The sequence below is a fragment of the Enterococcus sp. MMGLQ5-1 genome (assembly GCF_013155265.1).
Classification (GTDB): domain Bacteria; phylum Bacillota; class Bacilli; order Lactobacillales; family Streptococcaceae; genus MMGLQ5-1.
Genome location: NZ_JABJXU010000002.1, coordinates 105,548 through 130,422, shown reverse-complemented (window position 1 = coordinate 130,422; position 24,875 = coordinate 105,548). Strand labels below are relative to the sequence as shown.

Annotated in this window: 21 protein-coding genes; 2 read left to right on the top strand and 19 right to left on the bottom strand. The window is 36.3% G+C overall.

Going from position 1 to position 24,875, the window contains the following annotated elements; genetic code table 11:
* Window positions 1-78: 78 nt before the first annotated feature.
* The 8 genes from HOY35_RS03570 to parE form a co-directional block, all read right to left on the bottom strand.
* Window positions 79-957, bottom strand: a complete 879-nt coding sequence (locus HOY35_RS03570) for a substrate-binding domain-containing protein (RefSeq protein ID WP_172210782.1) — start codon at window positions 955-957, stop codon at window positions 79-81.
* A 1,141-nt stretch (window positions 958-2,098) separates the two neighbouring features.
* On the bottom strand, window positions 2,099-2,881 hold the full coding sequence (pflA, locus tag HOY35_RS03565; RefSeq protein WP_172210784.1) for a pyruvate formate-lyase-activating protein: 783 nt from the start codon (window positions 2,879-2,881) through the stop codon (window positions 2,099-2,101).
* Window positions 2,882-2,990: 109 nt separating this feature from the next.
* A complete protein-coding gene (locus HOY35_RS03560; RefSeq protein ID WP_283770040.1) occupies window positions 2,991-3,656 on the bottom strand; it encodes an ABC transporter permease in 666 nt (221 codons plus the stop codon).
* A 4-nt stretch (window positions 3,657-3,660) separates the two neighbouring features.
* Window positions 3,661-4,548, bottom strand: a complete 888-nt coding sequence (locus HOY35_RS03555) for an osmoprotectant ABC transporter substrate-binding protein (RefSeq protein ID WP_172211023.1) — start codon at window positions 4,546-4,548, stop codon at window positions 3,661-3,663.
* Between the two features lie 26 nt (window positions 4,549-4,574).
* The gene (locus HOY35_RS03550; RefSeq protein WP_172210786.1) at window positions 4,575-5,216 is read right to left on the bottom strand and encodes an ABC transporter permease; all 642 of its coding nucleotides are present in this window, start codon (window positions 5,214-5,216) and stop codon (window positions 4,575-4,577) included.
* Window positions 5,217-5,218: 2 nt separating this feature from the next.
* The gene (locus HOY35_RS03545) at window positions 5,219-6,394 is read right to left on the bottom strand and encodes a betaine/proline/choline family ABC transporter ATP-binding protein (RefSeq protein ID WP_172210788.1); all 1,176 of its coding nucleotides are present in this window, start codon (window positions 6,392-6,394) and stop codon (window positions 5,219-5,221) included.
* Between the two features lie 182 nt (window positions 6,395-6,576).
* Window positions 6,577-9,009, bottom strand: coding sequence for a DNA topoisomerase IV subunit A (gene parC / locus HOY35_RS03540; RefSeq protein ID WP_283770041.1), 2,433 nt, complete (start codon window positions 9,007-9,009; stop codon window positions 6,577-6,579).
* Window positions 9,010-10,959: a DNA topoisomerase IV subunit B gene (gene parE, locus HOY35_RS03535; RefSeq protein ID WP_172210790.1), complete on the bottom strand. Its 1,950-nt coding sequence runs from the start codon at window positions 10,957-10,959 to the stop codon at window positions 9,010-9,012. It lies immediately after the preceding gene.
* A 249-nt stretch (window positions 10,960-11,208) separates the two neighbouring features.
* On the opposite strand from parE, the gene plsY reads away from it, so the two are divergent.
* Window positions 11,209-11,856 (top strand): glycerol-3-phosphate 1-O-acyltransferase PlsY, encoded by a 648-nt coding sequence (plsY, locus tag HOY35_RS03530; protein ID WP_172210792.1) that lies wholly within the window; start codon window positions 11,209-11,211, stop codon window positions 11,854-11,856.
* Between the two features lie 24 nt (window positions 11,857-11,880).
* Here the strand turns inward: plsY and HOY35_RS03525 are convergent, their stop codons facing one another.
* Entirely contained in the window at window positions 11,881-12,210 is a 330-nt protein-coding gene (locus HOY35_RS03525; RefSeq protein WP_172210794.1) for a DUF1622 domain-containing protein, read from the bottom strand.
* A 70-nt stretch (window positions 12,211-12,280) separates the two neighbouring features.
* Between HOY35_RS03525 and HOY35_RS03520 the strand changes: the two genes are divergently transcribed.
* On the top strand, window positions 12,281-12,730 hold the full coding sequence (locus HOY35_RS03520; RefSeq protein WP_172210796.1) for a YaiI/YqxD family protein: 450 nt from the start codon (window positions 12,281-12,283) through the stop codon (window positions 12,728-12,730).
* A gap of 4 nt (window positions 12,731-12,734) precedes the next feature.
* Here the strand turns inward: HOY35_RS03520 and gshAB are convergent, their stop codons facing one another.
* The 10 genes from gshAB to HOY35_RS13640 all read right to left on the bottom strand — a co-directional run bounded on the left by gshAB (window position 12,735) and on the right by HOY35_RS13640 (window position 24,827).
* Window positions 12,735-14,960, bottom strand: a complete 2,226-nt coding sequence (gshAB, locus tag HOY35_RS03515) for a bifunctional glutamate--cysteine ligase GshA/glutathione synthetase GshB (RefSeq protein WP_172210798.1) — start codon at window positions 14,958-14,960, stop codon at window positions 12,735-12,737.
* Window position 14,961: 1 nt separating this feature from the next.
* Window positions 14,962-16,338 (bottom strand): glutamate-cysteine ligase family protein, encoded by a 1,377-nt coding sequence (locus HOY35_RS03510; protein ID WP_172210800.1) that lies wholly within the window; start codon window positions 16,336-16,338, stop codon window positions 14,962-14,964.
* Between the two features lie 420 nt (window positions 16,339-16,758).
* Entirely contained in the window at window positions 16,759-17,907 is a 1,149-nt protein-coding gene (locus HOY35_RS03505) for a MalY/PatB family protein (protein ID WP_172210802.1), read from the bottom strand.
* A 76-nt stretch (window positions 17,908-17,983) separates the two neighbouring features.
* Entirely contained in the window at window positions 17,984-19,072 is a 1,089-nt protein-coding gene (locus tag HOY35_RS03500; RefSeq protein WP_172210804.1) for a PLP-dependent transferase, read from the bottom strand.
* A gap of 759 nt (window positions 19,073-19,831) precedes the next feature.
* On the bottom strand, window positions 19,832-20,038 hold the full coding sequence (locus HOY35_RS03495) for a hypothetical protein (RefSeq protein WP_172210806.1): 207 nt from the start codon (window positions 20,036-20,038) through the stop codon (window positions 19,832-19,834).
* 428 nt (window positions 20,039-20,466) lie between these two features.
* Complete coding sequence (locus tag HOY35_RS03490; protein WP_172210808.1) at window positions 20,467-20,742, bottom strand: HU family DNA-binding protein; 276 nt, start codon at window positions 20,740-20,742, stop codon at window positions 20,467-20,469.
* A 129-nt stretch (window positions 20,743-20,871) separates the two neighbouring features.
* On the bottom strand, window positions 20,872-22,182 hold the full coding sequence (der, locus tag HOY35_RS03485) for a ribosome biogenesis GTPase Der (RefSeq protein ID WP_172210810.1): 1,311 nt from the start codon (window positions 22,180-22,182) through the stop codon (window positions 20,872-20,874).
* A gap of 23 nt (window positions 22,183-22,205) precedes the next feature.
* Entirely contained in the window at window positions 22,206-22,919 is a 714-nt protein-coding gene (locus tag HOY35_RS03480; RefSeq protein WP_349627487.1) for a nitroreductase family protein, read from the bottom strand.
* Window positions 22,903-23,835 carry a primosomal protein DnaI gene (gene dnaI, locus HOY35_RS03475; RefSeq protein ID WP_172210812.1) on the bottom strand — a complete coding sequence of 311 codons (933 nt, stop codon included), beginning with the start codon at window positions 23,833-23,835 and terminating at the stop codon, window positions 22,903-22,905. Before dnaI ends, HOY35_RS03480 begins: the two co-directional genes overlap by 17 nt.
* Window positions 23,835-24,827: a DnaD domain protein gene (locus HOY35_RS13640; protein ID WP_172210814.1), complete on the bottom strand. Its 993-nt coding sequence runs from the start codon at window positions 24,825-24,827 to the stop codon at window positions 23,835-23,837. Before HOY35_RS13640 ends, dnaI begins: the two co-directional genes overlap by 1 nt.
* Between the last annotated feature and the right edge of the window lie 48 nt (window positions 24,828-24,875).

Here is a 24,875-nt window from a genome sequence, read left to right as displayed (position 1 = left end):
AAACCTCCTGGACAATTTATAATAGAAAAGGCAGAAATCAACTGAATGATTACTGCCTCACTCTAACTACTTTTTAAATTATTTTACTTCAGACCACTTAGTGATTTCACCAGTGTAAATCGCTTTTACGTTATCAGCAGAGATATCGTCGATTTTTTGGTCATTATTTACAATAACTGCAATGCCATCCAATGCGATCACTGTAGCAGTAAGTCCTGTTTCAGTATCTTTAAGCTCACGAGAGACCATGCCGATATCAGCAATGCCTTCTTGCGTTGAGCTAACACCTGTTGTCGAATCACTTTGTTGAATGTCGATTGTGACGTTAGGATTTAATTTTGTGTATGCTTCCTTTAATTTTTCCATTACTGGTGTAATTGATGATGAACCAGCAACAGTAATTTTACCGCTGACATCTGATGCTGAGTAGTCATCTCCTTTTTCTTTAGAGATATAGCCATTATCCTCAACTACTTTTTGACCATCTGAGCTTAAAATATATTTGATAAAGTCTTGTGAAATTTTATTGCTTGTATCCTTTTGAACGATGTTGAAAGGACGAGAAATCTTGTAAGTACCGTCTTTAACAGTTTCTTCTGAAGGCTCTACACCATCAATTTTAACAGCTTTAACAGTATCGTTTAAAGAGCCTAATGAGATATAACCAATTGCATTTTCATTACCAGCAATTGTTGTCAACATCACTGAAGTGCTGTTTGTAACCTCTGCTGACGAAATTGTTTTATCAACCTTCTCACCACTTGAATCTTTTTCCTCAATGCCGAATAGCTCAATAAATGCACCGCGCGTACCTGAACCATCCTCGCGTGTTACAATTGAAATCGCTGCATCCTTGCTTGAGCTACTGCTAGCAGAATCGCTATCGGTATTTGATCCACAACCTGTTAATGCTAAAGCAGCTACTGCAACTGCAGAAAAAAGAAATTTCTTTTTCATCATAATCCTCGTTTCGTTTTTTAAATTCATATTTTTGATACAAATAGAGTATATAAAATGAATGTAAATTTTATTATCAGGAAAATGTAAAAAGTATGTAAAATGTTCATTATCAATTATTAATTAATAATTGATAATGAACAAAATTGTGGATTACTAAAAAAACGGCTCTACAATAAAGATAATAAACTAGAGAAAATGCTTTAAAATGAAATCACGCTGATATTTGAGAATAATCTAATCTTTCTGGGAAACAATACCGTTTTCAAAATAAAACGGCAACATTCAAGGTGGCTGCTGTTTGAGGAAGGTAAATGTGTATTGAGCCTTTGAACTAATTTTTTTAAAACGCCCTTCGGTTGCTTGTATTGAAATACCTCACAAAAATGAAAGATTTTGCGGTTTTGGCAAAATACCAGTTTTGTGAGAAGAGTCAAAAGAACGCAGTGAACAAAGAATTAGAAGACTTTTTAAGTAATTAAACATCGCAACACTATTCATTGATTCATGCTGTACCAATGAATAGATAATTCTTCTAATTCTGGTGAACGAAGCTGTTTCAGGTGATGTCACTATTCTAGCTTCAATGACCAGCACCTAGCAAACTAGAGAAAAAGTACGCACGAGCGATAGCTTGTTTACGTCTTTTTCTCTAGTTTGCTAGGTGCTAATCGGTTATTTCAGCTTTTTTAATAATCTAGCTTTGAGTGCTTGACGATGCTCTCCCGAGACATTCATTTATCATCGATAAGTCAAATAAACCAATAAATTGGCAAGTTTCCTTTATCTTGAAAATGAATTGTCTACCGTTCGAGCATGTCAAAACAAGCACTCTCAGCTTTTTTAATAACTGCCTCAAATTTCATACTGAAATTTTCGGAGAGTAAGTGTTCTTTGAGCCTTTGAACTAAGTTTTTTAAAACGCCCTTCGGTTGCTTGTAAAAACAAGTTCAAATGCATACCTTTGTCACTAACTGCCTCAAATTGCAAGCAATTTTCGGAGAGTAAGTGACAATGGCAAAAAGGCAGTCATCCGAAGATGACCGCCAAACATTTATATTGTTCATTTTAGTAAATATCAGTTCAAAACTAACAAAGGGCTGTCTCAGTTAGCCATCAAATGATAGCTAGCTGATATTAATTATCTGATTCTCTCTAAATAGGCTTGATAGTTTTCTGTATGTAACAGCTGATTGGCATTTTTGACTCGTGCCTTAGTTGGCGGCTCGACACCCTCAAGCGGATATTTCCAGCCCATTTCCTTCCATTTATATTCACCCATTGTATGATAAGGTAAAACTTCAAATTTCAAGACATTGCCAAGCGTTTTAACATATTCGCCCAAGGCGATTAAATCCTCATCAAAATCCGTTTCGCCTGGCACTAGGACATGTCGAATCCAAACTGCCTTATTGATACTTGCCAAATATTCAGCAAAGGCTAAAATATTTTCGTTCGTATGCCCTGTTAATTCTTTGTGGCGTAAACTATTAATTTCCTTAATATCAAGCAACACCAAATCCGTATATTTCATTAATTCAGCAATTTTTTGATCAATTTCACTTGTTGGATCATCCGCATAGGGCTTGGCACAGGTATCTAAGGTTGTATGAACACCAAGTGATTTAGCCTTGCGAAATAGTGCTGTTACAAAATCAACTTGTAAGAGTGCTTCACCACCACTTACCGTTATTCCGCCCTTTTTTCCCCAGAATGAACGATATTTTAAAGCCTCTTCTAAGCAATCATCAACGGTTCGCTCAGTTGCGTTATCATTTTTCATCGCCCATGTATCAGGATTATGACAAAATTTGCAGCGCATCTTGCAGCCTTGCATAAAAAATATAAAACGAATGCCCGGACCATCTACGGACCCAAAACTTTCTGTCGAATGAATTAAACCGGTTACTTTTCCATCTTCCATTTCATTCACCTCAACTCTATTTTACCCTTATGTAAGCGCACACGCAATATTAATGAACTAAAAATGATTGCTTCATAAATTATTAATTGCTAATTCTTAATTATTCAAGCTATGATTTCGACGTCCTACTTGTTGGGTCCAATCGTCTTTCAACAATACCTAATAACCAATCAGCAATAATGGCCATCAATGCTGTTGGCAAGGCACCAGCCAAAATAATCGCAGTACCATCCGTTGCATTTGTGCCTCGAATAATAATATCACCAAGACCGCCTGCACCAACAAAGGAACCAATTGCTGTAATTCCAATCGCAATTACCAGGGCATTTCTAATACCTGCCATAATTACAGAAATCGACAAGGGTAATTCCACCATATATAGTCTTTGTAATGAGGTCATTCCCATCCCTTTACCAACATCTAAGGTATTCACATCCACTTGAATCATCCCAGTATAAGTGTTTTTAATGATTGGTAGCAATGAATAAAGGAAAATTGTGACAATTACAACATTAACTCCTAAACCCAGTCCAATCATCAAAATTGAAAGCATGGCAAGGGAAGGTACAGTTTGGATGATATTTGCCAAACGAATAATCCAATCAGCCAGTTTACGCTTCTTAGAAATTGCAATCCCAATTGGAATTGCAACAATACTTGCAAAAAGTACACCATAAATTGAAATCAAAAAGTGACGTAGAAATTGTGAAAAAACATAACCGCCATTTTCTTGAAAATAATAAATGAGCTGTTCTAATAAATTCATCTTATCCATCTAATCACTTCCCTTCAAAATAATTATTATCTTCTAAAAATCGTGTGGCAACAACTGATGGCTCAACCAGATTATTATCAGCCTCATAGTTTAATTCCTGCATTTTTTTAGTCGTAATTACACCAGATAAGCGGTTAATTGCAGCTCTTAACTCAGGTACTTCTTTTAAAAGCTTATCATCAACAATTGGTGCTGCATCATAAGGTGGGAAGAACTTTAAATCATCCTCCAGCATTACTAAATCGTAGCTGCCAATACGCCCATCGGTCGAATAGCCTAGTACAACATCCATTTTACCAGCAGCAACAGCATCGTAAACTAGTCCAATCTGCATTGGCAGAATTGATTTAAATTCAAAGTCATAGGCAGCCTTAAAGCCTTCATAGCCATCACCCTCTCGTGTAATCCACGAAGTATCTACACCAGCCAATAATTGATCAGAAACCTTTTTTAAATCGCTAACTGTTTTTAAGCTGTATTTTTCTGCCGTATCTTTTCTAACTAGAAAAACATAAGTATTATCAAAGCCATAAGATGGAAACCAGGTTTGATGATAACGCTTTTCAAATTCACTTTGCACTAAATTAAAGGCCTTTTTAGGATCCTTTTCAGGCTTTAATTTTAAAGTAGTGGTGACATCAGTTCCTGTATAGCGAGCAGCAGAAATGCTGGCATCTCCATTCAGCATCGCTTGATGATTGATTGTTGTTGTCGCTAAATTATTGATAATGGTTGTATGCTTGTCGGTATAATGCTCTACCATACCAGCGACAATTCCAGCCAATATTTGTGATTCAGAGGTAATACCACCCGTAATCGCAATCGTATCCTCATTTGAGGTTGACGTTAAGCCCGGCAGTGAACAGCCAGTCAAGGAAAATAGAAGCGCCATCAACCCAATTAATAATTTTTTCTTTTTCAAGAATTTTCACCTGCTTTCAACGTACTTGGTGTTAAACGACGCTCTAACATGCCAAGTAAGATATCTGCAATTAGGGCAAGAATCGTAACTGGAATGGTACCAGCAAAGATTAGTTTCGGTTGATAGTTATTTAGACCACTAAAAATAAGGTCACCTAAGCCACCAGCCCCAATATAAGAGGCAAGCGTTGCCCATGCAATCACATAAACCGCAGCTAAACGAATCCCCGCCATAATAGTTGGCATTGCTAATGGAAGCTCTACTTGAAAGATTGATTGCGTATTTGTCATCCCCATTCCTTTAGCAACATCCTTATAATTCCAGTCAATGCCCTTCATACCAATATATGTATTTCGTAAAATTGGCAACAAGGAGTAAACAAATAGTGCAATAATCGCTGGTAATTTCCCCACCCCAAAGATTGGAATCATTAAAGCAAGTAATGCCAGTGAAGGTACCGTCTGCAAAGCACTTGCAAGACCAATGACAATATTAGCAATTTTTGGCAAGCGAGTAAGCACAATCCCTAACGGTACCGCAATAATCACACCTAAGCATAGTGCAAAAAATGAAATTTCGATATGTTCGATACTTTTAGAGACAATATTGGCACCATACTGATTGATAAAGTTTTGCATCCTTATCCCTCCTCAATATTTGGTGCATTTACTGCTTCAACTGCGCCAGAGATCGATTGTTCTTCACCCCAAATAACATCATAGACAATGTCAACTAACGATGCCCTTGTTAAAATCCCAACAAGACGTTTTTTATCATCAACTACTGGCACATACTTAACACCACGTTTCAAAATACGTTGTAGGGTATCTCTAAGCATGGTTGAATCCTTCACATAAAACACGTTGTGATTTAGGATATCACCAACGCTCGAAGCCTTACCACGCATTCTATTGAGTGTTTCAACATCAATGTAACCCTTTAAAACATTTGAATTATCGGTTACCAATAAGGTATCAACCCGTTTTTCACGCATCAGCTTAATTGCTTCCAGCAACGATTTTTCTGGTGTAATCGTAATGGCTGTATTGAGCATCACTTCACTGACCTTCGTTGTATCCGGTTTAGCCTGCAATAATCGATCCTCACCAAGGAGCTCCTCAACAAATTCATTTGCCGGATTTTGCAAAATATTTTCTGGTGTATCAAATTGAATCACCTTACCGCTATCCATGATTACAATTTTATTAGCCAGTTTTAATGCTTCATCCATATCATGTGTTACAAAAATAATTGTTTTCCCAAGCCGCTCCTGCAAATCCTTGACTAAATCCTGCAAGGCATCACGAGTGATTGGGTCTAGTGCACCAAAAGGCTCATCCATTAAAATAATATCTTGGTTTGCAGCTAATGCTCTGACCACACCAATCCGCTGCTGTTGTCCGCCAGATAACTCACTTGGATAGCGATCAAGCATTTCTTTAGGGAGCTCGACGAGCTCAATCATCCTTTCAGCAGTCTGATTGCGTTCTGCATCACTTACCTTTAATAATTTTTGTACCAACGTAATATTTTCACGAATTGTCATATGTGGCATTAGACCAATACTTTGAATCACATATCCGATTTTTCTTCTTAGATTAACTGGATTTTCACCTTTAATATCCTTACCGTTAATTAAAATTTTACCCTTGGTCGGATCAGTCATCCGATTAATCATCCGCATTAACGTCGTCTTTCCGCTGCCGCTTGTACCAATAAAGCAAATAAATTCACCTTTTCCAAATGAAAGATTGGTTGTGTCAACTGCAATTTTATTACCGTTGTAAATTTTTGATACGTCTTGAAACTCTATCATTTTTTCACCTCAAACTATATTTTTTCATGCACGCCTATTATTAAGTATGAAGTAAAATTAATAAATAAACAAATAATATACTATATATCAATAAAATATGTTATTAATAAATGCGTTCCAAAGCCTAATAAAAAGGGCATTCAGCTTATTTTAAACTGATGCCTTTTTTATTTATGATAATCTTAGTTTACAGCTTCAATTATTGGTAAAATACGTTTAATACCAATATCATTCAGTTCATCAATCACCGAAGAGCCATTACTAATTCGATCATTACTTCTATAAGTATCAGGCAATAATTCAATTAATCGGCCTGAAACTGTTTCAAAATGTAAGCGTTCCTCAACCGCATTCATCATAAATAGGCGATGCGGTTTGTTCTTGAGCTCCTTTAAAACAAGTAGGCCACGATTCGCACGACTTGTGATTGGCAGCTCCGACAAATTAAATACCTTAAAATTACCACGTTGCGTTAAGAGCATTAAGCGTTCTACCTGTGCATCAATTAAAAACGCCGATACAGTATAGTCATCAGCTTTTAAATTGATAGCTTTAACTCCAGCAGATTTGGTACCCTGCAAAGGCACATCCTCCAAGCCAAATTGTAAGGCATAGCCCTTTGCCGTTGCAATCATAACTGTATCTAGGACATTCAAAATTGGCGTCGCTAAGATAACACTATCGCTTGTCCCCTTAAGCTTAATTGCTTGCAGCATTTTACTTCGATAGGTACGCCATGGACTGAAATCACTCAATTTAACTCGTTTAATCATACCTTGGTGTGTTACAAAAAGCAGCTCTATTGGCTGTTCAAAGCTTGACACAATTTCAACAGCAACCACTTCTTCATTTGGCTGATAATTGGAAATATTTTGTGATAGGTGAGTGCCAACCTCTTTCCATTTTAAATCAGTTAATTCATGAATTGGTTTATACCAAACATTACCAAAATTAGTGAAAATTAAAATATGCTGCAGAGTCGATGCTTTGGCAAGCTTAAAGAGAACGTCATCCTCTTTTCGACCTATTTCAGAAAGCACACTTGAATTAAAGCTACGCAGACTTGTTCGTTTAATATAACCCTGCTTTGTTACCGAGACCACCACCTCTTCCTCAGCGATTAAGCTTTGCGCTTCGATTTTAATTTCAGCAACCTCAGCCTGAATAACCGAACGGCGCTCCGACTTAAATTTAGCTTTTACCTGACGAAGCTCTTTTTTCAAAACGTTCAATAAAGTAGTTTCATCATTAATAATCGCCTTGAGCTCTTTTATTTTCGCTTGTAAATCTGCATATTCTTTTTCTAAAGCCAAAATATCGGTGTTGCTCAACCGATAAAGCTGTAAAGTAACAATCGCCTCAGCCTGTGCTTCAGTAAATTCATAGGCAGCAATTAAATTTGCCTTAGAATCTCCCTTATTATCTGATGAGCGAATAATCGCAATGACTTCATCTAAGATATCAATAACCTTGATTAGTCCCTCAACAATATGCAAGCGTTTATTGGCTTTATACAAGTCAAATTGACTTCGCTTAACAATCACTGATTTTTGATGCTTAATATATGATTTTAATATTTTAATCAAACCGACCTGTTTAGGCGTGCCTTCGTCGATTGCCACCATATTAAAATTATAATTAATCTGCAAATCAGTATATTTAAAAAGATAATTTAAAATAGTTTCAGCATCTGCTTCTTTTTTTAATTCAACGACTACTCTTAGACCATCTCGGTCAGACTCATCACGTACCTCTGCAATGCCATCAATTTTTCGATTAACTCGAATTTCATCCATTTTTTTTACTAAAACAGCTTTATTAACCTCAAAAGGGATTTCAGTGGCAACAATTTGTTGCTTGCCTCCTTTAATCGTTTCAATTGCCGTTTTAGAACGGACAACAATCTTACCTTTGCCGGTCTCATAAGCACGTTTAATCTCATCCGCACCTTGAATAATTGCACCTGTTGGAAAATCTGGACCATGCACAATAGCCAATAGCTGATCAAGGGCTGCCGTCTCGTGATCGATTAAATAAATCGTACCATCAATAATTTCCGCAAGATTATGCGGTGGAATCTCGGTGGCATAACCTGCTGAAATCCCAGTTGAGCCATTGACTAATAAATTTGGATATTTGGCAGGTAAAACAGTCGGCTCTTTTTCAGTATCATCAAAATTCCAAATAAACGGAACAGTTTCCTTATCAATATCTTCAAGCAACTGATTGGCAATTTCTGATAATCTTGCCTCAGTATAACGCATTGCAGCAGAAGGATCACCATCCATTGAGCCGTTGTTACCATGCATCTCAATTAACTCTTCACGCATTTTCCAGTCTTGACTCATCCGGACCATTGCATCATAAATCGATGAATCACCATGCGGGTGAAAATTCCCCATCACATTTCCGACCGATTTAGCAGATTTTCGATAAGCCTTATCAAAGGTATTGCCATCCTTATTCATCGAAAACAAAATCCGACGTTGGACAGGCTTTAGGCCATCTCGAATATCTGGTAGGGCACGCTCTTGGATAATATATTTAGAATAACGGCCAAAGCGATCACCCATTACTTCTTCTAAGGTTAGCTGTTGAATTCCTTTTTCAGACAATTAGTTCACCTCCAAGCTCTCTAAATCATCACTTAAAGTAAAATCGACATGACTTTCAATCCATTTTCTGCGTGGTGGCACCTTATCACCCATTAAAATAGATACTCGACGCTCTGCTTGAGCTGCATCATCAATCATAACCTGAATTAAGGTTCTAGTTTCAGGATTCATGGTGGTTTCCCAGAGCTGATCGGCATTCATTTCCCCAAGCCCTTTGTATCGCTGCAAAGTTGCACCTTTTCCAAAGCTTTTTTGGATTTCCTTTAAGTCTTCATTTGTCCATGCGTACGCAATTTCTTCTTTTTTGCCACGCCCTCTTGAAAGCTTATATAAAGGCGGTAAAGCAATATATACCTTACCTGCTTCAATTAACGGTCGCATATAGCGATAAAAGAAGGTTAAAAGTAATATCTGGATATGCGCACCATCAGTATCTGCATCGGTCATAATAATTACTTTATCGTAATTAGCATCTGTAATTGTAAAATCATTACCAACACCTGCACCAATCGTATAAATCATTGTATTAATTTCTTCATTCTTTAAAATATCGGTAATTTTAGCTTTCTCAGTATTAATGACCTTACCACGTAATGGTAAAATTGCTTGAAATTTCCGATCTCTGCCCTGTTTGGCCGATCCTCCTGCTGAATCACCTTCGACAAGATATAATTCATTTTTCTTTGGATTTTTAGACTGAGCAGGCGTTAATTTACCAGATAATACCTCAGCTTTTTTTCTTTTTTTACCATTTCGACTATCGTCACGTGCCTTGCGGGCAGCCTCCCTCGCTTCACGAGCCTTAACAGCCTTGCGAATTAAGTTTTGTGCCAGCTCATCGTTTTCCATTAAAAAGAAAGTCATGCGATCTGTGGTGATTTGCTCAACAATTTGACGTGCAGTTGGAGTTCCAAGCTTATCTTTAGTTTGCCCTTCAAATTGTAAATAAGCCTCTGGCACAAGTAAGCTTAAAACGCCTGTCAGGCCCTCTCGAAAATCACTGCCTTCAAGATTTTTGTCTTTTTCTTTTAGAATACCAACCTTTCGCGCGTAATCGTTAAAGGTTTTAGTTAAGGCCGTTTTCAAGCCTGTTTCATGAGTACCACCATCTTTTGTGCGAACATTATTAACGAAACTTAAAATATTGTCTGAATAACCATCGTTATATTGTAAAGCGATGTCCAAAACAAATTCGTTCTGCTCACCCTCAATTTCAATGACTGGTGATAAGGTATCCTTATCTTCATTTAAGTATTCAACAAATGCTGTTAATCCAGTATCATAATGATAAGTTTCAGAAATATGAGGCTCTTTTCTTAAATCACTTAGACTAATTGTCACATCCTTCAGCAAAAATGCACTTTCGTGGAGGCGATTTGAGAGCGTTTCAAAGTCAAAATGAGTCGTCGAAAAAATACTCGCATCTGGCATGAAATGAACACGAGTTCCAGTTTTTCGTTTGGTCTTCCCTTTTTTTATCAGCTTTGTGACTGGCTTACCACCATTTTCAAAGCGCTGCTCATATTCACACCCATCTCGAACAATGTTAACAACAAGCCATGAAGAAAGTGCATTAACGACAGAAGAGCCCACACCATGCAAGCCACCCGATGTTTTATAGCCACCCTGACCAAATTTACCACCGGCGTGTAAAACGGTAAAAATAACTTCTACTGTCGGTTTTCCCGTCGCATGCGTACCAACTGGCATCCCACGGCCTTCATCCTGTACTGAAATAGAACCATCCGGATGAATTATTACTTCGATTTGGTTACCAAAGCCAGATAATGCTTCATCAACTGCATTATCGACAATTTCATAAACCAAATGGTGCAAACCATGGCTATCTGTGGAACCAATATACATTCCCGGCCTTTTCCTAACCGCATCTAAGCCCTCCAAGACCTGAATGGCATCATCATTATAATTATTCAAATTTGTTTGAGACAAATAATTCCTCTCCTTTGTTTCTTAATTAACCATATTCTAACTTTTTATCATCCTAATCTATTCTTTGCAAAAATCAGATTATAAGCCAAATTTTAATCCTAATCTATCCTATCATACCACTTTCAAAAAAAAATGCCTAAAAATATTTGAAAGCAACGTTTTTTTTGATACACTTTCAAAAGGGTATTTTAGTTCTTCTAATTCTTTACCTTAAATGAATTAAAACTATTTTATAGAGAGAGTGTAACCATGAAAATTATTTTACTATGTCTAATTGCCTATCTACTTGGTGCAATTCCTAATGGTGTCTGGATTGGCAAGCTATTTTTTAAGACAGATATTAGAAATCAAGGCAGCCAAAATATCGGAACAACCAATACCTTTCGAGTGCTCGGCAAAAAAGCTGGAGCTGCCGTTTTTATCTTGGATGTTCTAAAGGGCGCTATTGCTACCGCACTGCCATTATTCTTTAATTTAAATATTTCACCATTATATTTTGGCTTACTGGCAATACTCGGGCATACTTGTTCAATATTTATCCGCTTCAAAGGCGGCAAGGCCGTGGCAACAAGCGCTGGTATGCTCATTGTCTATCAACCAATTTTATGCTTAATTTTATTAGCTATTTTTCTAATTACACTCTACCTAACCAGCATGGTAAGCTTTGCTAGTGTGACCGTTTGTATCTCTGCAGTTATACTTGTTTTTATTCTGCCACTACTGCATACACCATTTTTAAGTGAATTTAATTGGTTATTTAATTTTATTGTTTTAGGCTTGGCAAGCTTTATTATTTATCGGCATCAGGGAAATCTTAAACGGATTCGCCAAAAAAATGAAAATACAGTTAGTTTTGGATTGAACCTGACCAAACAAAAGACTTTTAAAAAACTTTAATTAGTTTTTTAAAAGTCTTTTTATTTACTCGCTAATTTCCTTTTTTAGAAAAACAGAAATAACGGTTCGGATGACAACTAATAATCCTAATTTTAAAATATCCTCCATTGTTGGATGAATAATTGATTCAATAATGTCAGCTGCAATCACAATCTCTAAGCTTAGTAAAACGTAAATGCCCAAGGTTGAACGGACATGGCTAACACGTTCTATTTTTGAACTACTTTTATCAAATTCTGCTTTTAAATATTCAACACCAGCAACATAAAGTCCCCTGATTAAAATCAAAATTGAAATGACGCTAATTAAAGCCGCAATATATTCAAAAAATCGAATCATTATTTCTGGTATCATAATTTAAAAAATCCTTTCAAGCATTTCATTTATGGTATGCTTATTAAATAATTTAATAAAGGTGGTAAAAATGAAAATCTTAATAGATGGTGACGGCTCTCCTGTAAAAAAAGAAACAATTCAGATTGCTAGCCAGTATCAAATAGCTGTGCTCTTAATTACAACGCATGACCATTATTCTAGCCAAGCAGATTCAAGGTATTTAACAACGATTTATATTGAAAAAGGCGCCGATGCTGTTGACTTTGAAATTGTTAAACGCGCCAAAGCGCTTGATATTGTCATTACACAAGACTATGGCTTAGCCTCCTTACTGCTCGCTAAAAATGTTCAAGTCATTCATCAAAATGGTTTTCAATTTACTCAATCTAATATTGACCAGCTTTTGATGCAACGCTATCTCGGACAAAAAATTAGGAAGGCTGGCGGAAAAACCAAGGGTCCCAAAAAATATACCGCTGAAGCTCGAGAGGCCTTTCAAAAGCTTTTACACGAGCTAATTCAAAAAAATATAATATAAATCGCTAATCTATTTCTGGGAAAAGATAATCAACCATCATTTTAGTCACACGACGTCCTTGCCCCTGATAAGGAAAGATATGCATTTGCATCATTGGATTCTGATTTGCTTCAATAATTTTATAATTTGAATCATCAGCTGCCACCTCTTTATCTCGAATTATAATGTCAACACCAGTTACAACAGTTTTTAGCACCTCTGCTACCGCCTCGGCAATTCGATGATAGCTTACGTCCACCTGATCGGTCATATCAATTGAATCACCACCAGTAGAAATATTAGAATTTTCACGTAAATAAACAATTGCATCTTTTTTAGGAATGCTATCAATTGTCAAACCTTGCTCTTTGAGCATTAATCTTTCTATGCCACCTAATTGAATCTTTTCCAATGGAAAGCGATGATTAGTGCCTCGGTAAATGGCTTCATTTTTTTGTGCCACTAGCTCACTGATGGTATGGATACCATCCCCCTGTACGTTGGCAGGAACTCTTAATAAAATCGCACGAACCTTGCCATCCAGAACATAAAAACGATACTCGGTTCCTTCCACAAACTCTTCAATCAAGACCTGCTGATCCTCTTTAAAGGCGAATTCTAAAGCTGCTTTATAATCTTCATAGGCAATTGATTGTTTAAAGATAGAAATACCTAAGCCATAGTTTGTGCTTTTTGGTTTAATGACGATTGCTTGATGCTTGATAATCGGATAAATCGCTAGTGCTTGCTCAATTTGACTAAATTCATACCCCTTTGGCACTTGAATGCCAACTTCACCTAATAGCTTTTTAGTCACCAATTTATTTTCCATCGCCAAGGCAGAAACATAATTGTCATAGGCAGTCATATTGCCATTTTTGATTAATTCATGATGCTTGCCATAGCTTAAACGAATAAATTGATCTGCCTTATCTAAAATTTCAACTTTCAGTCCCTTTTGAATGGCATCAAATAAAATATTTTGAGTAGACAACTCCATTTGCGTAAAGCCAGCTAATTGAAATGGTCGTTTAAAAGCGCGTTCAAAATTAATATCGGTAATTTTTAATAAATCTCTTTCAAGCATCCGACTTGCTAATGTATATTCCGGGTGGTCAAATTTTCTAATATAATGATCAATTAACTCCAGTAGCTCAGCTCTGGCTTTGATATTACGATAAAAGCGCTTCATTTCATATAAAACGGCTTGCCCCTCCTCGATATAGGCAGTTGGCTCATTTGGATGCTCTAAAGCTACAGCAGAGTTAATTTCATCGCCTTGATGATAATCATCAGCTTCTGCTTTAAATATTAAAAATAAAGCAAAATAATGAATAAAATCGAGCATTTTCTTACTAATACCGTATGGTTCAAATGGATTTAAATCAAAGCAGCGCAGCTCAACATAGTGAACACCACTTTTCTTCAATTCAACTAAATTTTTTGCACCACGTAAGCGTACTGCGCCATAGTATTCTTTTTCGTGGATTAAGGCACCTGAATCAACCTGTTTAAGGATATGATCAGCATAGCCAGCAACAGAATCAAGCGGGATGGTTTTAGTCAAATGATTGACGTAACCAAAGCTGCTATTTCTTACTGAACGAACAGGTTGTTCGAGCGTTTCACCCTGATTTAAAAAGCTTTTTGCTGCAAAGGGTGTCGCGCCATAAAAATAAGTTAAAATATAGCGATATCTTGTAAATTGACGTGCTAGCTTTAAGTAAATTTCATTTTTGAAATCTTGAAATTCGCACTTATCTGTTGCTGCGCTATTTTGATATAAAAAGGTTAATAGCTGATTAGAAAATTCAAAATTATAATGAATCCCGCTAATAATTTGTTTATTCTTACCATAAGCTTTAACTAAATAATTGCGATAATCAACATCTTCTTGGCAATCGAGCTTAGCAACTGAAATTTGATCTATTGTAAATTCTGGCGGCATTGACGCTGGCCATAGCCTTTCATCAGCAGTACGATAAAAAACGTCGTGAATTGCCGCTAAATAATCCATCACCTCTTGACTCGAATGGCACGGTGGTGTGATCAACTCAATTTGATTTTCTGCAAAATCGGTTTGAATATACGGATGAAAGCTTCGATTTCCAAATTTTTTGGAGTGTTCAGTTTGCGATAGCACCCCTAAATCAGTTACTCTGACACTCTCTTTTTCAATGCCAAGAATCATTTCATGATATAAGGCCGAAAATTGCTCATTATCAATGGCCGATGTTAAATTTAGCTTCATCTTAAATCCTTCCGTAATCCTCTATAATTTCATTCATTTTTGTACCATCTGAAAGTCGTTTTAGTGCCTGCTTGGCAGGATTCTCCAGCAATGCGACTCGCTTAATCAGTGGCTCTAGATAAACAGCCTCATCTAAACCACGTTTATCCAAGCCCTCTTTGGCAATATCAAGTATCAAACCAGTCAATTTGGCGATTGATAAATCCGTTTCATCTGACAATTTTGTTGTTGAAAAGTGACGTCTTGCTTTCTCAATTGACAAATCAGCTTGTTGAACTAAGGGCTGATTCTTAAGTAATGTCGTAACCTCTGGCAATTGATTAAAAATACCTAAATGAAATGCTGCAACAGTCATCCTTTCATTTAGTGGCTGCTGACAGCAGCTTCTAAATTCAACTGTACCGCGTGCTGTCAAATCTTGATAGTTATAGCTACGATGATTTTTAATATCTTCTATATCTGGCGTAATCACAATTGAATCACCCCTTAGCCCAGTGCCGATGATTTCATCATAACCAAAATATGCCTGAACTGTAATTGGTGGAAAATAATAGGTTTGTTTATTTCTCGTAACTTGAAAAATAACAGATTCAGCTAAGTAATCAAGATATTCATCAATTGATTCAAACCACTTTGGGAAAACACCAACATTATTAGGGAAAATACCATGCATCGAATTTTCCCAGAAAATATCACGAGCAACCGTCGTCTGCCAATGCTCTCCCCAGAAATATGAATTGCCGAAAAGCCAAGCCTTGATTGGTTCGATTTGGTTAAAAACATTTAAAACCTGCAATAAATTGGCTGCTGTCACATCTAATTGTACTTGAGAACCTGAAATAAAGCTCCCATATTGTGGGTATTGGTGAAAAAAATGAGCTGGCACATCATCGTATTGCGAATAGCTTGCCAAATATGCCGTTAACATTTGATAACGAGCTGACTTCACAGGCTGTGCATCATTTAAATGCCATTTAGGATTGACGCCCATTCCAGTTAACTGATGATTTTTTTGATTAAGATATGCTTGAATCCACTTTAAATATTGCCTCATTCTTTGATCAGCCTGATGTAAATCCAAAACAGGACTCAAAGCAAATTCAAGATTATTATAGCTAACCTCAAAAACGATTATATCCTTTGCTTTTTCAGCCTGTATTTCAATTGGATAGCCATCATCATCACGCTTAATGATAATAAATTGATGCTTTGCGACTAATTCAACAAGTAGCTGACGCACAAAATTAATATCAACAGCCTCATTGGCTAGATTGACGATTGGGTATTCTAACTCAATGCCAATTAAAGACTTTTGTTCCTTAGGTAAATTACTAATATATCGATTATACAATAATACCTTGCCAATTTGATCTATCATACGCTCCACCAATCATCCAATATTAATTATTACCTCATTATATCATTTCCAGAAATTTTCAGGCACTTTTTCACCTTAGCGGGTGATTGAAATAATGGTATTAGTGATAGTTTTTATTAATCAGTGCAGGTTAATTACTAAAAAATAAAGGAGTCAACCGATTATAATATCTGCTGATTCCTTTATTAATAAACGAAAAAGTTGAGAGTGCTTGCTCTGACATGCTCGAAACGCGCTAAATGCACGGTGATTTTATTTCCGACTGTGTCGGCAGAATACTACGTATTATAAAACTATGATACAAAAAACACGCAACGCTGAAAGGCAAATCTTTCGATTCCGCTTTGGGTTTTAGTTGATTTATCGTTGATAAGTAAGTGGCTCAACAGAGCATTGTCAAGCACTTGATGCCAGATTAAATTAAAATACTTTAGCAATTCTTGTCAAAGCTTCCTTTACAAGTTCAGTGCTTGTCGCAAGATTCATCCGCAAATGACCGCTCCCGCCTTGACCAAAGGAAATACCCGAATTCAGGTATACCTTGGCTTCTCTAAGCATTTTTTTCTCTAATGCCTTATCATCTAAGCCATAAGCAGAAAAGTCTAACCAGATTAAATAAGTGCCTTCAGGCTTCATCGCCTTGACCTTAGGTAAATTTTCTTCAGTAAAAGCAGTAACAAGCTCAATATTTTCTTCGATTTTGGCTTTTAAGCCAGCTAACCAAGTTTCACCATTTTGATAAGCTAGCTCAGTAGCCACCTGCCCAAAGCTGCTTACCTCATGCTGATTATTTTTTAATTGAACATTTTTAAATTTTTCACGCAGATCTTGATTTGGAATAATGGCATATGCATTCTTTGTACCTGCAATATTAAAAGTTTTAGTTGCAGAGCCTAAGATAATTGAAAAATCCTGATAGTCCGGTTTAATCGTTAAAAACGGATGATGCTGGTTACCAAATAAGGCAAAGTCCTGATGGATTTCATCACTCACTAATTTAACCTGATACTTTTGGCAAAGTGAACCGATTTTTTCAAGCTCCTCCGCTGTCCAAACTCGACCACCGGGGTTATGCGGACTACAAAAAACATAAAGCTTCACCGCTTCATCCTTTAATTGTGCTTCTAATTTTGTAAAATTAATTTCAAAATGACCGTTTATCTCTTCCAAATCGTTTTCAATCAATCGACGCTGATTGAGCTTAACTGTTCGAGCAAAGGGTGGGTAAACTGGTGTATTGATTAGCACTGCATCACCTGGCTCGGTAAACGCTTGAAGCGCAACAGAAATCGCTGGTACGACACCTTCAATAAAAACAATTGAATCTTTTTCAAGCTTTAGCTGATGTTGATTTGCCTGCCAATCAATAACTGCTTGAAATAGCTGCGAACTATTTAAGGTGTAGCCAAAGACGCCACCCTTAGCCAGCTCTGTTAAGCCTGCGGTTACCTCTGGAACAGTTTGAAAATCCATATCCGCTACCCAAAGCGGCAAGACATCCTGAGCCACACTATCCCACTTTAATGAATTTGTACCTCTACGTGCTACTGCCTTTTCAAAATTTTTCATGACATATCGCCTTTCTTTGTTACCTGATTATTAGATGTTTAAAATGCTGCAAGAACTGATTGTTAAAGAGCTCTTCTTAGATTTCTAAAGCCTGCTTTAAATCAGAAATTAAATCAGTCACTGATTCAATCCCAACTGACAGTCTTAATAAATCGGCTGTCAAGCCATAGCTTTCTCGAACTTCCTTTGGAATATCTAAATGCGTCTGAGTTGTAGGATAGGTGATTAAGCTTTCAACACCACCTAAGCTTTCAGCAAAGGTAAATAATTTTAAATGATTTAAAATGCTTGGAATTTTCTGTTCATCTTTTACCTTGAAGCTAATCATTCCAGCCTTACCAGGATACAACACACACTTGACAGCAGAATGTCCTTGTAAAAATCGCACAATTGCTTGCGCATTTTCAGTTGCCTGTTTCATTCTGAGTGCCAAGGTTTTCAAGCCTCTCATTACTAAAAATGAGTCGAATGGCGACAAGACTGCACCCTTAGTATTTAAACTATATCTTAATTCACTAGCAAATAGCTCATCTTTTACGATCACAGCACCCGCAAGGACATCATTATGGCCGCTTAAATATTTAGTGGCAGAATGCAACACCACATCTGCGCCAAGTGTTAATGGCTGCTGATAAACTGGTGTATAAAAAGTATTATCAACAACAACCTTAGCGTTAAACTGATGTGCTAAATCAGAAATTTTTTGAATGTCAAATTCAAACATCAAAGGATTAGTCGGTGTTTCAAGATAAACCACTGCTGTTTTTTCGTTAATCAGCTCAATCAGCTCTGCTTCGGTTGTTGCGTAATCAAAGGTGTAAAGCCCGTTTGCCTCAAGCTGATTAAAATATCGAAAAGTACCACCATATAAATCACGCACACAAACAAAGTGTGAGCCGATTGGAAACGCTTCGGTCGCTAAAACAATTGCGCTCATACCACTGCTTGTTGCAAATGCATAATTACCGGCTTCAATTGCAGCCAAACCTAGCTCTAACTGCTCACGGGTTGGATTTTGTGTTCTAGTATAATCAAAACCTGTTGACTGACCAAATTCAGGGTGCTGGTAGGTTGTTGAAAAATGAATCGGTGTTGCCAATGCACCTGTAACCTTATCGGTACGAGTGCCAATTTGTGCTAAAATTGTCTCTAAATCTTTGGTCATTTTTTTGCCTCCACTAAATATATTTGTTTATTGAACCTAGTGTAACAAAAAAAATTGAAAATGTTTATTATTTTCAGAATATTTTCAATTAAATATGAAAAAGATGATACCAGCATTTATTTAAAGAAATATTATCTTGGTAAAAAACGGCAAAGATTAGGATGATGTAGCTTTTGAAGAGCTTTCAACAAACAATAAGATGTTGAACATACTTGACAAAAGCTAGTATAGCTCTAAATTTATGCACTAAGGATATCAGGTCAAAGCTGCACTACTATTAAGTATAAAAATCATCTACAATCAGAAAAACAACTGGTGAAATAATCAGTTGCTTTTTTAGGTATACGAATTATATTTTCCTTCAACAGCCTCTAGTTATAGCATTGCTGAAAAAATAGTTAGACATATTTCAAATTAGCAATCAGTTCTCTTTAATCTATATTTTGCCAGTAAAATACTTTTAATATTAAATGCTCCAAGAGGAATTATACTAAAAATGGAATGCTTATTACTTGGAAAAAGCATAAGTCATCAATCATTTAGTTGCAAATATATCATGAATATTATTCAAGCATAAAAATAAACTCAATAATTAAATGAAAAATTAGGAGTGAATTTATTAACTTATTTTTGTATCAATTAAACTAAATTTAACGCCATACGTTTTATTAAATCTTTATGCTTGTGGCTTCACCATCAGCACGCTTCCAAACTAACCATGTATTGCAGCGCCACCTATTATCAGCTTTACAGTTAAATTTAAGCAACCAAAAAAATATCTGACGCTAGCTGATAATCAACAATACGATTTGAATCTCGTTCTCTTAACATTGGAGCCGTTCTACCATCATCAATATCGATGACCGTGCCACCATATTTTGAACCCATAAATAAAGCGAATCCAGCTTCAACGATCACGGCTAGAAAAAAGATAACTGCTAAAACCTGCGCAAGCGCTAACTCCAACAGCTCCTATTTTTATACAGCACTATACAGGGATTTCAGCCTTTAAAATTAGCTTTACGTTCTGAAATGAGTTTTTTTAACACTTCTAAATCGTCTAATTGAACATCTTTATCTGATATCGTAAAATCCGCTAGCATCATCACTATTATCGCTATTACCATGGCTATTATTATACAATCGCCTAATATAAAAAACACCTTCTATTTTTATATAATAAGAATATATTTTTATTGTATCATAAAAAATAAAAAGTATCTTGGTAGTTGATTGTAAATAAAAAATAACATCTATTTTTAAATATAGGCATTCGTTATTACTAATATCATCAATGACTAATGTCCTAAATAGTTAAACTCCCGCCTCTTTTACCTATATAATAAAAAATAAATGCTTACAGCCCTTGAGCCATAAGCATTTGAATCGTCTAATTATTTAATAGCATCTTTTAAAGCTTTACCTGGCTTGAATGCAGGTACTTTAGAAGCTTTAATTTGAATTTCTTCACCAGTTTGTGGGTTGCGACCTTTACGAGCAGCACGTTCACGAACTTCAAAATTACCAAAGCCGATTAATTGTACTTTTTCGCCTTCAACTAAAAAGTCAGAAACTGAAGAAAATACTGCATCTACAGCTGCACCAGCGTCTTTTTTAGTTAAACCAGCTTTTTCAGCAACCTTATCGATTAATTGTTGTTTGTTTGCCATGTAATAATACACCTCCAAAAATATTGAGCATTTCGCTCGATGATTAAAGCGTTATCTAATCATCTATTAAAAAATAGCATATACTTAAGGTAATATCAAGGAAATTAGTGTTTTTAAGCCAAAATTCTTTTATTTTCGCTTTCTAGCGATTAAATGAATTGGTGTTCCTTCAAAAATAAATGCCTTACGAATTTGATTTTCTAAAAATCTCAGATATGAGAAGTGCATCAGAGACTCCTCATTGACAAAAATAACAAAAGTTGGCGGCTTAATTGCTACCTGAGTTGCATAAAATATTTTTAATCGTTTGCCCTTATCTGTAGGTGTCGGATTAACCGCAACAGCATCCATAATCACGTCATTCAAAATACTCGATGAAATACGTAGATTTTGCGAATGACTTACCTCTTCTATCATCTTAGGCAGGCGATCCAATCTTTGTTTAGTTATTGCTGAAACAAAAATAATAGGTGCATACGCTAAATAGACAAACTGTTCACGAATATCCTTTTCAAAATCACTTAGCGTATGATTATCCTTTTCTAAAGTATCCCATTTATTAACAACAATAATCATGCCTTTACCAGCCTCGTGGGCAAAGCCAGCAATTCGTTTGTCATATTCCCGAATGCCCTCCTCTGCATTCAGTACCATTAAAACAACATCGCTGCGTTCAATTGCTCTCATAGCACGCATCACAGAATACTTTTCTGTTGACTCATAAACCTTACCGCGCTTGCGCATTCCAGCCGTATCAATCATTTGAAACTCTTGACCATCAGCATTAGTAAAATAAGTATCAATCGCGTCACGTGTTGTTCCAGCAACATCAGAAACAATAACTCGATCTTCACCTAAAATTGCATTAATTAGTGATGACTTGCCGACATTTGGACGACCGATTAAACTAAATTTAATTAAATCTAAATCCTCTTCTGCTTGTTCTACAGGAAGGCTATGAACAATTTCATCTAAAACGTCACCAGTTCCGATACCATGACTGGCAGATACAGGATAAGGATCACCCAACCCTAATGAATAAAATTGATAAATTTCTTGGCGCATTTCAGGATTATCTACCTTATTTACCAATAGGATAACTGGCTTTGAGCTTTTATAAAGTATTTTAGCGACGTATTCGTCAGCATCAGTAATACCTTCTTTGGCACTCACAACATGAATAATCACATCAGCCTCATCAATTGCAATTTCTGCCTGATGTTTAATTTGCTGCATAAATGGCTCATCTTTCATTTCCAGACCACCAGTATCGATTAAACTAAATTCTCTACCAAGCCATTCAGCCTTAGCGTAGATTCGATCACGTGTAACCCCTGGAATATCTTCAACAATTGAAATTCTCTCTCCAGCGATTCGATTAAAAATTGTCGATTTGCCAACATTTGGTCGGCCAACAATGGCAACAGTTGGTAATGACATAATAACTCCTTTAAATTCTATATTTACATTAATTTTTTATTTTTTAAATTTTGAAGTGTAGATGGTGTTGCATCACCACTAAAATAATTCGCAACCCGTTCACTCCATAAGGTTGCTTGCCTACCACCACCATAAGCTGATTGTATTTCATCAAACGACTTAATAAATGAATCCGGTAGAATTTGATAGGTTTCATCAAAAACAACGTTTTCATAAGGCAACCTTGGCTTAACCTCGTGATGCTCATCTGGTACGCCTAAGCTAATCGCAATCAATGGGTACGTATAATCAGGTAGCTCCAGTAGCTCTGAAATGGCTTCAGATTGGGTTCTCAGCATGCCGATGATGACACCACCTAAGCCTATGCTTTCAGCCGCTAAAAGCGTATTTTGAGCTACTAAGGCAGCATCAACAGAGGTTACTAATAATCTCTCTACACCTTCAGGGTTAAATGACTTCCCTCTTGCCTCAGTTACTTGCTTAGCGCGATAAAAATCACCTACAAATACTAGAAATACTTCTGCTGAAAGAATACTAGGCTGTCCAAGTAAATCATAAATTTGCTGTTTTTTTTCTGTTTTTTTCACGATAATAATCGAATAGCTTTGGAAATTCATCCAAGTTGAAGCACTTCTTCCAGCATCAATAATAGCTCTTAGGGCTTCATCTGAAATTTTTTCTTTTTTAAATTGACGAACCGAAAAATGTTGGTTCATTTGATTAATTATTGGATTCACGTCGATTTTCCCCCATCAAATAAATTTCTTTCGAAAGATAGCGAATGCGCTCCATTACACGCTTTGCCGGCCACAGCTCCTCTTGACCTCGAGCAGCATGCGCCAATTTATGCTCTAGCTCTGCCATATTTAGATTAGATGTAAAGAAAGTTGGTAAATTTTCCTGCATCCGATGTGTTAAAATTGGCTGTAATACCTCATCTCTAATCCATGCTGAACCATTTTCAGCACCAATATCATCAATCACTAAAATTTCAGCCTGATTGAGCTCCGAAATTTGCACATCCACCTTGTCTTCCTTAATTGCACTTTTAATTTTTTGAGCGAAGGTTGGAAAATGAACGAGCAGGGTCGATAGCTCACGCTTAGATAGCTCATTAGCTAACGAAGCCATCAAATATGTTTTACCAACTCCAAAAGTACCATACAAATATATTCCCTTATGAAATGTTTCTGGTGCTTGAGCAAAGCCTTCAACAAAGTCCAAAATGGCGTTCAGTATTTCACGACGCTCTGGTGTTCTTTCAATATCTGAAAAATCAACGTTTTTTAAGGTAGCAGGTAAATGCAAGGTCATAATCCTATTTTTTAATTCTGCAGCTTTTTGCTGTTCGATTAAATCCAAGGTTGGCTCATAGGCGACATCAACATAATGGTGATTTAAAACAAGCTTTGGCTGATAGCCAACTGCCACACGGTTGTTGTCATGATTTAAAAATTTCTCACGTTCAATCACATATTCGTAAAGCTTTGAAAAACTATTGGCAACTTCCTGTTCTGTCAGCTCATTTGAGGTGATAAAATGTTTAATTTCTTGATCACTTAATACCTTATTGCGAATCACCTCTTGATATTTTTCTTGCCAATTAGGTATCTTAGCTGTCAAATGGTCAAATGATTTTTGAATATCGTCCATCATGCACCTCCTTCCTTAAGCTTTGCAAATCGTGCATCCAAGGCATCCATTTCTTCTTTTGAAACCTCTAGTTTAATTTCTTGATCCACCCATTTTGGAATTTGACCGACTGTATTCTTTGAATGATTGTTTGCTTGATTTGCCTTCACACGCGCAGGCTTCGTATTATGCTGCTTAATTCTGCTCATCGCTCCCATAGAAGTTTGAACATTATTTTGGAGCCAATCAAGCAGCACAGTATCTAAATATTTTTTGACAAGCTTAGGCTGCTTTTCTCGACCTAAGCTTAAATAGACTGCCATATTAATTAATTCTGAATTAATTTTTGGATTGGCAAGCAATTTTTGAATGATAATTGTCTCATCATCAGTAACATACCCATTATTTTGATATTTAATGGTTGCTAAAAAATCCTGTGGATTAACCGATTGAGCAATCTTAACTACCTGCCGCTCCGCATCTGTCAAATCATCGGCAGTCTGGTCAATTACTTGCTCATTTTTGAAATTTTTAGCAATATTTTCAGAATAACTAGTTTTGTTATCAATTTCCTTTTGATCCTGCCCTAGAATAAAAACCTCGCCAAATCTTTTTGAAATTTTCTCAGCATGGATTGCCGGACTGCCCTTGATTGCTTCAAATTCATATTCACCAAGACATGATTTTAATAATCGGCAAAGCACTGGCTGAGCTAAGAAGTCATCAAAGGAAAGTGACGGCTTGGGTTTTAATATAAAACGATCTCCCTCTTGATACGTTGCTAAAAGCTGAATGCCCTCAAGCTGTATTCTAGCCTGCTCAAACGCCGAAAATGATAAATGAAGATGTTGAAGTATAATACTTACCCGCAATTCTTTTTTTGCAAAAAAGCAATACTGATAGAGGCAAATGGCATCATTGCCGATGATTGGTAAATACAAAGAAAATAGGGCATTTAAGCTTTGTAATTCAGCTTTTCCCTTTTCAATGATAATTATGCTATTGGATTTCACTTGAAAACCTCGTAATCTAACGAAGCTAAAATTAAAGCTTCAATTTAA

What these genes read in the sequence shown, in the direction of transcription:
- dnaI (WP_172210812.1), bottom strand. Translation starts at nt 23,835, where the DNA reads ATGGACGATATTCAAAAATCATTTGACCATTTGACAGCTAAGATACCT.
- HOY35_RS03490 (WP_172210808.1), bottom strand. Translation starts at nt 20,742, where the DNA reads ATGGCAAACAAACAACAATTAATCGATAAGGTTGCTGAAAAAGCTGGT.
- pflA (WP_172210784.1), bottom strand. Translation starts at nt 2,881, where the DNA reads ATGGAAGATGGAAAAGTAACCGGTTTAATTCATTCGACAGAAAGTTTT.
- gshAB (WP_172210798.1), bottom strand. Translation starts at nt 14,960, where the DNA reads ATGAAGCTAAATTTAACATCGGCCATTGATAATGAGCAATTTTCGGCC.
- HOY35_RS03545 (WP_172210788.1), bottom strand. Translation starts at nt 6,394, where the DNA reads ATGATAGAGTTTCAAGACGTATCAAAAATTTACAACGGTAATAAAATT.
- HOY35_RS03555 (WP_172211023.1), bottom strand. Translation starts at nt 4,548, where the DNA reads ATGGCGCTTCTATTTTCCTTGACTGGCTGTTCACTGCCGGGCTTAACG.
- der (WP_172210810.1), bottom strand. Translation starts at nt 22,182, where the DNA reads ATGTCATTACCAACTGTTGCCATTGTTGGCCGACCAAATGTTGGCAAA.
- plsY (WP_172210792.1), top strand. Translation starts at nt 11,209, where the DNA reads ATGAAAATTATTTTACTATGTCTAATTGCCTATCTACTTGGTGCAATT.
- HOY35_RS03560 (WP_283770040.1), bottom strand. Translation starts at nt 3,656, where the DNA reads ATGGATAAGATGAATTTATTAGAACAGCTCATTTATTATTTTCAAGAA.
- HOY35_RS03550 (WP_172210786.1), bottom strand. Translation starts at nt 5,216, where the DNA reads ATGCAAAACTTTATCAATCAGTATGGTGCCAATATTGTCTCTAAAAGT.
- HOY35_RS03570 (WP_172210782.1), bottom strand. Translation starts at nt 957, where the DNA reads ATGAAAAAGAAATTTCTTTTTTCTGCAGTTGCAGTAGCTGCTTTAGCA.
- HOY35_RS03510 (WP_172210800.1), bottom strand. Translation starts at nt 16,338, where the DNA reads ATGATAGATCAAATTGGCAAGGTATTATTGTATAATCGATATATTAGT.
- HOY35_RS03500 (WP_172210804.1), bottom strand. Translation starts at nt 19,072, where the DNA reads ATGACCAAAGATTTAGAGACAATTTTAGCACAAATTGGCACTCGTACC.
- HOY35_RS03520 (WP_172210796.1), top strand. Translation starts at nt 12,281, where the DNA reads ATGAAAATCTTAATAGATGGTGACGGCTCTCCTGTAAAAAAAGAAACA.
- HOY35_RS03505 (WP_172210802.1), bottom strand. Translation starts at nt 17,907, where the DNA reads ATGAAAAATTTTGAAAAGGCAGTAGCACGTAGAGGTACAAATTCATTA.
- HOY35_RS03525 (WP_172210794.1), bottom strand. Translation starts at nt 12,210, where the DNA reads ATGATACCAGAAATAATGATTCGATTTTTTGAATATATTGCGGCTTTA.